Origin of the sequence: Phaeobacter sp. JH20_26 (genome assembly GCF_048056275.1) — a bacterium.
Taxonomy (GTDB): Bacteria; Pseudomonadota; Alphaproteobacteria; order Rhodobacterales; family Rhodobacteraceae; genus Phaeobacter; species Phaeobacter bryozoorum.
Genome location: NZ_JAYMWL010000013.1, coordinates 984723 through 996331 on the forward strand (window position 1 = coordinate 984723; position 11609 = coordinate 996331).

Annotated in this window: 10 protein-coding genes; all 10 read right to left on the reverse strand. The window is 63.6% G+C overall.

The features are described 5' to 3' along the window. Window position 1: 1 nt before the first annotated feature. The 10 genes from recN to VWY60_RS10570 all read right to left on the reverse strand — a co-directional run bounded on the left by recN (window position 2) and on the right by VWY60_RS10570 (window position 11576). Complete coding sequence (gene recN, locus VWY60_RS10525; RefSeq protein ID WP_416540436.1) at window positions 2–1648, reverse strand: DNA repair protein RecN; 1647 nt, start codon at window positions 1646–1648, stop codon at window positions 2–4. A gap of 28 nt (window positions 1649–1676) precedes the next feature. Beyond that, window positions 1677–2525 (reverse strand): outer membrane protein assembly factor BamD, encoded by an 849-nt coding sequence (locus tag VWY60_RS10530; RefSeq protein ID WP_340545051.1) that lies wholly within the window; start codon window positions 2523–2525, stop codon window positions 1677–1679. Between the two features lie 641 nt (window positions 2526–3166). Next, window positions 3167–4102 carry a UDP-3-O-acyl-N-acetylglucosamine deacetylase gene (gene lpxC / locus VWY60_RS10535; protein WP_416536765.1) on the reverse strand — a complete coding sequence of 312 codons (936 nt, stop codon included), beginning with the start codon at window positions 4100–4102 and terminating at the stop codon, window positions 3167–3169. A 213-nt stretch (window positions 4103–4315) separates the two neighbouring features. Then, window positions 4316–6094, reverse strand: coding sequence for a cell division protein FtsZ (gene ftsZ / locus VWY60_RS10540; protein ID WP_340545049.1), 1779 nt, complete (start codon window positions 6092–6094; stop codon window positions 4316–4318). 438 nt (window positions 6095–6532) lie between these two features. Then, window positions 6533–7867 (reverse strand): cell division protein FtsA, encoded by a 1335-nt coding sequence (gene ftsA / locus VWY60_RS10545; RefSeq protein WP_014874087.1) that lies wholly within the window; start codon window positions 7865–7867, stop codon window positions 6533–6535. A gap of 1 nt (window position 7868) precedes the next feature. Further along, the gene (locus VWY60_RS10550) at window positions 7869–8762 is read right to left on the reverse strand and encodes a cell division protein FtsQ/DivIB (protein ID WP_340545048.1); all 894 of its coding nucleotides are present in this window, start codon (window positions 8760–8762) and stop codon (window positions 7869–7871) included. Beyond that, window positions 8750–9670: a D-alanine--D-alanine ligase gene (locus tag VWY60_RS10555; protein ID WP_340545047.1), complete on the reverse strand. Its 921-nt coding sequence runs from the start codon at window positions 9668–9670 to the stop codon at window positions 8750–8752. Before VWY60_RS10555 ends, VWY60_RS10550 begins: the two co-directional genes overlap by 13 nt. A gap of 286 nt (window positions 9671–9956) precedes the next feature. Then, window positions 9957–10880, reverse strand: coding sequence for a UDP-N-acetylmuramate dehydrogenase (gene murB, locus VWY60_RS10560; RefSeq protein WP_340545046.1), 924 nt, complete (start codon window positions 10878–10880; stop codon window positions 9957–9959). Between the two features lie 193 nt (window positions 10881–11073). Then, a complete protein-coding gene (locus tag VWY60_RS10565; RefSeq protein ID WP_340545045.1) occupies window positions 11074–11325 on the reverse strand; it encodes a DUF2484 family protein in 252 nt (83 codons plus the stop codon). After that, on the reverse strand, window positions 11322–11576 hold the full coding sequence (locus tag VWY60_RS10570) for a DUF2484 family protein (protein WP_340545044.1): 255 nt from the start codon (window positions 11574–11576) through the stop codon (window positions 11322–11324). The genes VWY60_RS10565 and VWY60_RS10570 overlap by 4 nt, the downstream gene beginning before the upstream one ends. Between the last annotated feature and the right edge of the window lie 33 nt (window positions 11577–11609).

Sequence of the window (11609 nt, forward strand, 5' to 3'; positions counted from 1 at the left end):
CTCAGCCCACCAGCAGCGCCCTGGCGGCGGCGCGGGCCTCCGAGGTGATTGTATCACCTGAAACCATACGCGCCAGCTCATCGACCCGTTCGTCCTCATCCAGCGGCACCACCTGCGACAGTGTCTGCCCGTCGACAACCTGCTTCTGCACCCGCCAATGATGCGCGCCCTGGGCCGCCACCTGCGGCGAATGGGTCACAACCAGCACCTGCCCGCCATCGGCCAGCGCCTTCAGCCGCCGCCCCACGGCATCCGCCGTCGCGCCGCCCACGCCGCGGTCGATCTCGTCAAAGATCATCGTCTGATTGCCGGTCTCGCCGCGCAGGCAGACCTTCAGCGCCAGCAAAAAGCGGCTCAGCTCACCGCCCGAAGCGATCTTGTTCAGCGGCCCCGCCGGCGCGCCGGGGTTTGTGGCCACGGTAAAGGCAACCGCGTCCTTGCCCTCCGGTCCCGGCTCGGCCTCGGTCAGGCGTGTTTCAAACACCGCGCGTTCCATCTTGAGCGGGGCCAGCTCAGCCATCACCGCCGCATCCAGTGCCGCCGCCGTCTCCCGCCGCGCCGCCGACAGCTGCGCCGCCGCCCCCGCATAGGCCGCCTCGGCCTCGGCCAGTGCGGCCTCCTGATCGGCGAGATCCTGATCCCCGGCGTCCACCGCCGCCAGTTTCTCGCGCAGGGTTTCAGCATAGCCGCCCAGATCATCAGGCAGCACATCATGTTTGCGGGCCAGCGCGCGGATGGCAAACAGCCGCTCCTCGCTCTCTTCCAGCTCACCGGGATTGAACTCCAGCCCGTCGAGCACACGGGCAACGCCATCCTGCGCCTCACCCAGTTCGATCATCGCCCGCAACAGCGCCGCAATCGGCGCATCCAGCGCCGAGTCTGCCTGCGCAGAGACCCCTTCCAGCCAGCGCTGCGCATCCCCCAGTGCCGTCTCGGCACCATCGGTCAGGATGCTCTGGGCGCGCTGGATATCGCCACGGATCCGCTCGGCGGACTGCATCTCGCGGCGGCGCTGATCCAGTGCAGCATCCTCGCCGGGCTGCGGGTCAAGCGCGTCCAGCTCCGCCACCGCATGGCGCAGGAAATCCTCTTCGGCGCGGATGGCCTCCAGCGCGGCGCGGGTTTCGGCAACGCTCTTTCGGGCGCGGCTGGCAGCGGCCCAGCGATCACGGACGGTCCGCAGAAGATCGCCAAGACCGGCAAACTCATCCAGCATGGCGCGGTGGCCGCGCGGGTTCAGCAGGCCCCGGTCATCATGCTGGCCATGCAATTCCAGCAGCGTGTCCGACAGCGCCCGCAGTACCTCGCCCGAACAGCGCCGGTCATTCACCCAGGCGGTCTTGCGTCCCTCGGCGGTGTTCACCCGGCGCAACAGCAGCGTATCGCCTCCGGGCAGCCCCGCCTCAGCCAGCACCGCATGGGCCGGATGGTCTGGCGACAGCTCGAACTCGGCCAGCACCTCCCCCTGTTTTGCGCCCTGGCGCACCAGTTCGGCCCGGCCCCGCCAGCCCAGCACAAAACCAAGCGAATCCAGCAGGATCGACTTGCCGGCCCCGGTCTCCCCGGTCAGCACGTTGAGACCCGGCTGAAAATTCAGCTCAAGATGGTCGATGATCAGGATATCGCGAATATCAAGCGCGCGCAGCATGGCCCGGCCCCAATTGCGGAAGTGGCAATTACAGCCACTCCCCCTTGATGGACTGACGGTAGATCTGGCTCAACCAGTTGTTGCCGACATCGCGCATTTTCAGCCCGTTGTCTGTCAGCAGCTTAAAGCTGTCCTCATACCATTCGGTCGATTGATAGTTATGGCCCAGAATGGCACCGGCGGTCTGCGCCTCATTCACCAGCCCCAGCGACAGATAGGCCTCGACCAGACGGTGCAGCGCCTCTGCGGTATGGGTTGTGGTCTGGAAATCCTCGACCACAACGCGGAACCGGTTCACCGCCGAGGTATAATGCCCCTTGCGCAGATAGTAGCGGCCGATCTCCATCTCCTTGCCCGCCAGATGGTCAAAGGCAAGATCGAACTTCAGGATTGCCGAGCTCGCATATTCGCTGTCCGGGTAGACCTCGATCACGGTGCGCAGCGATTGCAGCGCCTGAAAGGTCAGGCCCTGATCGCGGCCCACTTCGTCGATCTGATCATAGTAGCTCAGCGCCAGCAGATACTGCGCATAAGCGGCGTCTTCTTCGGTCGGGTAGAAGTCGATATAGCGCTGTGCGGCAGCGCGGCTGTCCTCGTAGTCACGCCCCAGATGATAGGCATAGGCCTGCATGATCAGGGCCTGTTTCGCCCAGGAGGAATAGGGGTAAAGACGTTCGATCTCGGAGAAGTAAAAGGCCGCATCCTCGGTCCGGTTGCGCTCCATCTCGAATTCGCCGCGCTCGTAGATCTGCTCCGGGGTGAACCCGTCAAGTGGCTGCGAACTCTTGGCCGCGCCCCCGTCTCCGCCACATCCCGAAAGCGCAGCTACGAGTAGAACCGCGCCGATGGTTTTGGCTGCCGCCCCCATGCCCATCATGTTCGCCTAACCTCACCGTCATTTACTTACGGGTGTGAACCCCGGTTCTGCCCGGTCTAGCACATTCAATTGACGCGCAAAACGTCTTTAACCGATTTCCCGCCCACTTGGCAGAGAAAGCGCGGCGGGGTCAAGAGTGCGAAACAGCCCCCGCCCGCCACAACATGGCCCACGCCAGCCGATACCCCATGCCGCGCCGGGGTTCGCCGCATCCGAAAACATTGGTCAATATGAGGTGAGCGCTGCAAGGATCCGAACCAAACGGGATCTGGACAAATCCCGGCAAGCCGCGTTGGGGCACGCTGAGGCCGCGCGCTGCGCCGTGAAGCCGCCGGTGTGATCTTCGAACCGCCCCGCCCCTCTAGGGTCACGACCTAAGGACGGCTCGAAGATCTCCCCCGGTGCCCCCGGCGCAATCTGCCCCGGTCGGGCTGCGCCAACGCATAGGCCTGTATTGGATCGAACTGTGGTGCAGTCTGCGCCCGGCGTCTGTGCTGCAATCATCAGTTCGCGAGTGACCGGAGTACTGTCGTTGCAGCCCGCGGTCCGGTTGGCGCCGGGTGCACCCCGATTGTCCGGGGGAACCCAGGTTGAACGTCAGGCCCCCCAGCCGACGTTCCCGCCCGATAGCCTCAATTCAGTTACGCTACGCGGCGCGCATCGGTCGGGATCTCCGCCCAGACCAGCCCCTGCCCCGGCAGGCGCGCTGTCATCGCCGCATCGCAGCTCACCTGACGCACCGCGCCGGGTGTCGCAAAGACCGCCCGCAGCAATGTGTTGGTCAGCGAATGACCGGCACGCTCGCCGATATAGTGGCCAAAGACCGGGCCACCCGCCAGCGACAGATCACCAAGCGCGTCCAGCATCTTGTGGCGCACCGGCTCATCCGAGTGGCGCAGACCCGCGCCGCTCTCGACCTGCGGGCCGTCGAACACAACCGCGTTCTCGCCGGGGACACCCCCCAGCGCCAGACCATTGGCCTGCATGCTTTCGACGTCAACGCGACGGCAGAAGGTGCGGCTGTCGCAAAGCTCACGCGCAAAGGCACCATTGCGCAGATCCAGCGTCTTACTCTGACGGCCAATCGCCGTCTCGGCAAAGTCGATGTGGAACTCGATGGTCAGGCGGTTGCTCGGCAACAGGGTGGCGGTGGCACCGTCATGGCTGACACTCACCGGCTTCAGGATCTGATAGGCGGTGACCGGCGCCGCAAGGCGCTGAATACCGGTCTGCATGATGCCCCGCACGAAATGCGCCGAAGACCCATCCATGATCGGCACTTCCGGGCCGTCGATATCAATCATCACATTGTGGATGCCACAGCCCGCCAGCGCGGCCATGATATGCTCCACCGTGGAAACCGAAACACCGGAGGCATTGACCAGCCGCGTGCACAATGGCGTCCGCTCGACCCGGTCCCAAAGCGCCGGCACCATGGTGTTGCCCAAAGCGATGTCAGTGCGCCGGAAGCAGATGCCGTGGCCAGCCGATGCAGGCTTCAGGATCATGCGAACGGGTTTGCCGGAGTGGAGCCCCACACCGTCAAACGTCACTGATGCTTTAAGCGTATTCTGCACGATGGCCTCATTCCGTAAGGGTGGGCCGTACTTGGGCCCTTGTTGCGGAACAGAGGTAAGGTGTCACTTCGTTAGGCTCAACTCAATCTTTGTAACGGAATGAAACATCCCTGTAACAGATCGGCAAAACCCTGCCCAACCGGCACCAACTCGCTGATTCAAAACGAAAAAAGGTCGCCCTATGGCGACCTTTTTGACTTATATGTGATCAGCTCAGTTGGCTTGACGGCGCAGGAATGCGGGAATTTCGATGCGTTCCTGCTCAGGGTTCGCCTGCCGCTGCGGCTGCGCTGCGGGTGCCGCCTGCTGGCCGTGATGCGCAACCTGGGGCTGGTGCATCGGGGCCTGCTGTGCGGCGGCCTGCTGCATGGGCGGCTGCTGACGTGCCGGTTGCTGCGGCTTGGCGGCCTGGCCTTCAGCGGCGCTGCCGGTCATGCGATGGATCAGCGAATTGAGCCCAAAGCGGCGCTGTTCGTGACCCGCTGCGGCAGGCTGCTGCACCTGCTGAGGCTGCTGCTGCACCTGCTGCGGAGCCCGCGGCTGAACCGTGTCGATCGACGGGCGCTGCTGCATCTGTGTCTGCTGCATCGGCTGCTGAGGCTGGGCGCGCTGCGCAGCCGCCTGAAGCCGCACGATCGCCTCTGGCGACGGGGTACCGGGTGCGGGCGCCTTTGGTGCCACAAAGCTCTCGGCCTGATGGGCCGCAACTTCGGCCTGCGGCTGGAATTCCGGCGCGGGCGTGCCCTGATAGGCCGGTGCGGGCAGACCGTCGGCGCCCAGCTGTTCGCCTGCGTCCTCCAGCACCTCTTCATAGTGACCTTCAGCGGCGGCCTGACCATCGTCGAACTCCGCAAACAGCGACGGCTCTTCCTGAGCGGCGGCCACGGGTTCGGCGGCAGCTGCGGGCTGCTCAACCGGGGTGCTCAGCTCCAGCGGCGCGGCGCTGCGGCTGTCTTCGACGCTGACGGTCTGCTTCAGCGGTGCCGACATCGGACGGCGCGGCACCGGAATGTCGGAGTGCACATCCACGGCATCAATACCGGTCGCCACAACGGAAACCCGCATCTTGCCTTCCATCGCGGTGTCGAGGGTCGAGCCGACGATGATGTTTGCGTTGGGATCGACCTCTTCGCGAATGCGGTTGGCCGCTTCGTCCAGTTCAAACAGCGTCAGGTCATGTGCGCCGGTGATGTTGATCAGAACACCCTTCGCGCCCTTGAGGCTGATTTCGTCCAGCAGCGGGTTCGCGATGGCCTTCTCGGCGGCCTGCACGGCGCGATCTTCGCCCTCGGCCTCGCCGGTGCCCATCATCGCCTTGCCCATCTCGTCCATCACGGCGCGCACGTCCGCAAAGTCGAGGTTGATGAGACCCGGACGCACCATCAGATCGGTCACGCCTTTGACACCTTGATAAAGGACATCATCCGCCATCGAGAACGCCTCGGTGAAGGTGGTCTTTTCATTGGCCAGACGGAACAGATTCTGGTTCGGAATGATGATCAGCGTATCGACGACCTTTTGCAGGGCTTCGACACCCTCCTCGGCCTGACGCATCCGCTTGTTGCCTTCGAACTGGAACGGCTTGGTGACAACACCAACGGTCAGCACACCCAGTTCACGGGCGGCCTGCGCGATGATCGGCGCAGCCCCGGTGCCGGTGCCGCCGCCCATACCTGCGGTGATAAAGCACATATGCGCGCCCGCGAGGTGATCAACGATCTGTTCAATGCTTTCTTCAGCAGCGGCAGACCCAACCGAGGGGCGCGCGCCGGCGCCCAGACCTTCGGTGACTTTGATGCCCAGCTGGACGCGGCTTTTGGAGGCGCTTTGCTGCAGCGCCTGCGCGTCGGTATTGGCGACGACAAAATCCACGCCGTCCAGCTGTTTGTCGATCATGTTGTTGACGGCATTGCCGCCTGCCCCGCCGACGCCAAACACGGTAATCCGGGGCTTCAGCTCTTCCTGGCCGGGCATCGAAAGGTTCAAGGTCATGCTCGTTCCGCCTGTGTTATCAGCCCTCCCGCAAGGGCCTATTCCTGTCCATCTTTGCGACAATCCTACCGCGCAGCACGAGTCGCGTCATCCAAAAAAGCGCTATTTTCCACAAAATATAGACATAGTATTGTCTAATTTCGCGACATTTCGCCGATTTTGGCAAATGCTGTGGAAAGCCCAGCAACACACCACAACATGACGGCAGCCTCCGAAAACCAAAGCCCTCGAAAGCACATCTCGTCACTGATACTGGTGGCCACTGCTCGGCCTACATGCGCCGCATGATGCGGTCGTTACCGGAACATTAACGCGGCAGGATTTCGCTGTCACCCGCGAAACCGCCTTGCCAGCGAAGTTTTTCGTTAACATTTGATTAATGAAGGCGGCGCTGCGAAGGCGCGGAGCGGGCCTGCACCCCCTGCTCCGACAGAGGCCTCACCAGTTGTCGCGGAACCATTTTACCGCCCGTTTCAGCGTGCCGCTGGCGTTGCGGTCCACCGGCATCTCAAAATCCCACCACTCATCCTGCGGATGGGCGGCAAACAGGCTGAGACCAACGGCGGAGGCAAAGCCGGGACCGGTTGCCGACTGCGGCAGGCCGTGAACCCGCAAAGGCCGGCCGAGGCGCACCTGCTGCCCCAGAACCCGGCTCGCCAGCCCGTCCAGACCCATAATCTGGCTGGAGCCTCCGGTCAGCACGATCTGCTGGCTTGGCAGGCTGTCAAACCCGGCGGCATCCAGACGCGCGCGGACTTCTTCAAGGATTTCTTCGACACGCGGACGCATGATTCCGATCAGCTCGGCCCGGCTGACAGTGCGGCGGTCATGTTCCCAGTCGCCGGTATCGGCGTGGATATCAATCATCTCGCGGTCATCGGCGCCGGTGGCATGGACGCCACCGTGAAAGGTCTTGATCCGCTCAGCGTTGGCCGTCGGCACCCCCAGCCCCATCGAAATATCGCTGGTGATGTGATCACCGCCCATACGCACCGCATCGGCATAGATCATATGTTTCTTCATAAAGACCGAAATCGAGGTCGAGCCGCCGCCCATGTCGATACAGGCCGCCCCCAGCTCCTGCTCATCCTCAACCAGTGCCGCAAACCCGGACGCGTATGCGGAGGACGCGATGCCCGCCAGCTCCAGATCACAGCGCTGGATGCAGCGCACCAGATTCTGCACGGTCAGCGCATCAACCGTCAGCATGTGCATATCCGCCGCCAGCGTCTGCCCCATCTGTCCGCGCGGGTCATTCAGACCCGACCGGTTGTCCAGCGCAAAGTTCACCGGCTGGGCATGCAGCACCTCGCGTCCAGCGCCATATTCCGGCACCTCGCAGGCCGCCAGCACGCGGGCGATTTCATTCTCGGTCACCACCTGACCTTCCAGATCCACCTGCGCATCCAGCCCGTAGGATCGCGGATTGGCCCCGGAAAAACAGGCGATCACGTGATCCACCCGCACCTCGGCCATCTTCTGCGCGGCCTGAACCGCCGTGCGGATCGCACGTTCGGTTTCCTGCATGGCGGTGATCTCGCCGAACTGCACCCCGCGCGAGCGCGTGGTGGCCGCGCCGATCACCCGGAACCCTGACTGCCCCGCCAGGGACCCAATGGAATTATCCTCGCTCAGCCGCCCGGTGCCGTCGAAACGCAGCACCAGACAGGCAATCTTGGAACTGCCCACATCCAGAATGGCCACAACACCGCGCTGCATCGCCTGGCGTCGCATCTGCCGCATGGCTCTTTGGGATTGGTAGAGATCGGTCATATCATAGCCCGCCTGCGTTCAACTGTCGGATCCGCCACCAGTCCTCGACGGCGTTTTCGGTCATTCTTACGGTTGGACGCGCCGCCAGGCGCATATCCACCACCGCCACATCACGCTCCAGAAGATCGCGCACTTCGCTGACGGCAATCACCCGCTCCAATGCGGGCACCGGATTTTCGGCCGGCAGCATGATCCGCTGGCCACGGTCCAGCACCAGATCCCAGCGCCGTTCGCCAATCCGCACCAGCCCACGCATCCGCGGTCCCAGCGGCTTGGCCACCGCAAACAGCCGCAGCGCCTCCTCAATGGCGTCGTCGGCATTGCGCCCGGCCACCAGCGGCAGATCCGGGTGCATATTGCGCGCGCCCAGCTCAGCCACATGCACGCCATTGGCATCCAGCAGCGCCAGACCTTCGCGGCTGCGCCAGACAACTGCGGGTTTGCGCTCTTCCACCGTGACCTGAAGCACCCCACCCGGGCGGATCCGCACATCCGCCGTCCGCACCGGATCCAGACCGGTGATTTCATCGCGGATCTGGGCCAGATCCAGATCGAAGGAGCTGATGGGAAAATCAATCGGCACCACTTCGCGAATATCTTCGGCCACGCTGCGCCCCGCCCCGTCGATGGCCATCACATTGACCATGAATTCGGGGCGCTCCTCGATCGAGGCCCGCAGATCGCTGATCATCACCTGCAACCGGTCGCGTCGCGCCTCATCCGCCATGAACACGGTGCCGGCCACAAAGACCAGACAGAAGGGAATGCCAAAACGCACACCAAAGCGAATGCCCGGGGTCAGCATCCAGCGCTGGATGCGATAGGTCAGACGGGAGGGGGCAGGATCGGAACGCCCCTCGCGGGGTTTGCGAAACCGCGTGATCAGCGAGGGCATGTCGCATCCTCAACCAGCCAGGCGCAGAGCTGCCCGAATGTCATACCCACATGTTCCGCCTGCTCCGGCGTCAGCGACGTCGGCGTCATTCCGGGCTGGGTATTGGTCTCCAGCAGGATCAGCCCCTCGGCGCCACGCGTCTCGTCCCAGCGAAAATCGGTGCGGCTGATGCCCCGGCACCCCAGCGCCTCATGGGCCTTCACTGCATATTCGAGACAGAGCGCAAAGATCTCCTCCGGGAGATCCGCAGGCAGCACATGACGCGAGCCACCGGGTTTGTACTTGGCGTCATAGTCATACCAGCCGTCGGTCAGGATATCGGTCACCGTCAGTGGTCTGTCGCCCAGTACGGTGGTGGTCAGCTCGCGGCCGGGGGCAAAGCTCTCGACCATCACCTGATCGGGCATGTCCTGCGACAGCTGCGGCGGACCGTTGGCGACTTCATTCACCAGATAGACCCCCACGCTGGAGCCTTCGTTATTCGGCTTCACCACATAGGGCGGCGCCATCACATGGCCGGCCATCACCTCGGTCTTGGAATAGATGCCGCTTTCGACAACCGGCAGACCTGCGGCGCGATAGATGGATTTGGCCCGCTGCTTGTCCATCGCCAGGGCAGAGGCCAGCACGCCGGAGTGGGTATAGGGGATGCCGAGCCATTCCAGCAGCCCCTGCACGCAGCCATCCTCGCCCCAGCGGCCATGCAGGGCGTTGAACACCACGTCAGGACGATCCGCCTGCAAACGCGCCGCGAGATCCGGACCCGCGTCCAGTTCTGTAACCTGATATCCCTCGTCCCGCAGCGCGGTGGCGCATTCGCGCCCTGTGGACAAAGACACCTCGCGTTCAGCCGAGGGGCCACCCATCAATACCGCCACTTTCGGGAGTGTCCTGCTCGACTTACTCACGACAAGCGCCTCAAATGTTCCGGGGCTTCTCGCCCCTTGTTATGCGGTCGTAAATTGACCCCAATTCGCGCAGGCCAAGGCCTGCTTTTTCGTCTTGCGAGGTCTATTCCCCGCACCGGACGGACCACTGTGGTTCGCTGTCACCACATTAACGTCATAAACGTTACCGGCCCGTTAACAGTGCCTTTACCAAGATCGCGCTTTTCCAGTTCGCCAGCTGCTGCGATTCCCACAGGAACAACCTGCTGATCAGAGATAACTCTCTGAAAAACATGGCCTTTATCGGCTATTTGGAAAGCGGATCCCCCACCCGCATGATTTCCCACTCTAGCGTTATGCCAGAATTGGCGTAAACCTCTTTTCTGACATCTTCGCCCAATCCCTCAAGATCTGCGGCAGATGCGCCACCTGTGTTAATCAAGAAATTGGAATGCTTCTCGCTCATCTGGGCACCGCCGCGCCGGGCGCCGCGCATTCCGGCATCATCAATCACTTTCCAGGCCTTCAGATCATGGACATCATCGGCCTGACCGGTCGATGAAAACCCCGCCGGATTGCGAAAGGTCGACCCGGCTGACCGGTCCTTTGTCGGCTGGGTGGCATCGCGTTTGGCCAGCTGCTCTTCCATGCGCGCATGCAGGGCTTCGGGATCGCCCATCGGGCCGCGCAACACCGCCGAAACCAGCACCGCCCCCTCCGGCAGGTCGCTCTGACGGTAGGCGAACTTCAGGTCCTCTCCGCTCAGCCTCACCACTTCACCGCTGCGCAGCACCACCGTTGCCGACTGAAAGACATCTGCGACATAGCTGCCATAGCAACCGGCATTCATTCGCACCGCGCCACCGATCGAACCGGGGATGGTGCGCAGAAATGTCAGATCCACCCCCGCATCCGCGGCCTTGCGGGCCACATGGGCGTCCAGCGCAGCAGCGCCAGCGGTCACCGTGTCGCCCTCGACCTCAATCGCGTTGAACCCGCGCCCCAGCCGGATCACCAGCGCCCGCAACCCGCCATCACGCACGATCAGGTTTGAGCCGACCCCCATCGGGAACACCGGCACCGACGGATCCAGAGACCGCAGAACATGCGCCAGATCCTCCACATCGGCAGGCTGAAACAGATAGTCCGCCGGTCCGCCAACCCGCAGCCAGGTCAACCCTGCCAGATCGCGATTCGGATGAAGCTTGCCGCGCAGCCCGTCGATGTTCATATGCTCTGCCCCTGCCTGTCTTGGCGTCCACCCCGGCCAAGCGAGCCGACGCAGCACCCAGCGGGCAAACGACGACGAGACTCAGCAGCCCGGACCGGCCCTGCGTGTACTCTGGTTTTGCCCATGCACACAATGGCCCAGCCGACAGCCCGGCGCAAAGGGCAGAGCGCTCATTCGTGGAAATCGGCGGGGTTCAGCTGCGGCTCAGGCGGTTGCGCAGCCAGCGGCCCAGATAGATCACCGGCCAGCGCAGCATCGACATGCCCGCAAACAGCGCCGCCAGCCCCCACCAGGGACCGTTTTCATAGGTGACATAGCCCAGCAGCGGGATGCCAAAGGCAATCAGGAGATAGGCGCGCGACCAGTGATTGTCCCGGCTTGGCAGCATCGCCAGCACATTGGCGGCCACCACCCAGAGACAGGCCAGGATCAGCGACTGCGTCATTCGCCAACCTCCGGCCCGGAGGCTCGGCGCAGGCGCGACAGCACATGCAGCAGCGGACGGCGGAACATCGACACCAGCGCAAAACAGCCAAAGGCAGCGGCAAACCAGCCGTGGTCTCGCCCCAGGAAATAGATCAGCACCGGCGCCACAGCGACCAGCGCAATCCCCGGCCCTCGCTGCCAGCGAACCGGCAGGGCGGCCACGCCGGTGGCAATGAACACCCACAGGACAGAGGCCAGCAGGCTCAGCATGGCGCTGCCTCAACCGCCGGGACCCTCGCCCGC

What these genes read in the sequence shown, in the direction of transcription:
- recN (WP_416540436.1), bottom strand. Translation starts at nt 1,648, where the DNA reads ATGCTGCGCGCGCTTGATATTCGCGATATCCTGATCATCGACCATCTT.
- VWY60_RS10530 (WP_340545051.1), bottom strand. Translation starts at nt 2,525, where the DNA reads ATGATGGGCATGGGGGCGGCAGCCAAAACCATCGGCGCGGTTCTACTC.
- ftsZ (WP_340545049.1), bottom strand. Translation starts at nt 6,094, where the DNA reads ATGACCTTGAACCTTTCGATGCCCGGCCAGGAAGAGCTGAAGCCCCGG.
- ftsA (WP_014874087.1), bottom strand. Translation starts at nt 7,867, where the DNA reads ATGACCGATCTCTACCAATCCCAAAGAGCCATGCGGCAGATGCGACGC.
- VWY60_RS10550 (WP_340545048.1), bottom strand. Translation starts at nt 8,762, where the DNA reads ATGCCCTCGCTGATCACGCGGTTTCGCAAACCCCGCGAGGGGCGTTCC.
- murB (WP_340545046.1), bottom strand. Translation starts at nt 10,880, where the DNA reads ATGAACATCGACGGGCTGCGCGGCAAGCTTCATCCGAATCGCGATCTG.
- VWY60_RS10565 (WP_340545045.1), bottom strand. Translation starts at nt 11,325, where the DNA reads ATGACGCAGTCGCTGATCCTGGCCTGTCTCTGGGTGGTGGCCGCCAAT.
- VWY60_RS10570 (WP_340545044.1), bottom strand. Translation starts at nt 11,576, where the DNA reads ATGCTGAGCCTGCTGGCCTCTGTCCTGTGGGTGTTCATTGCCACCGGC.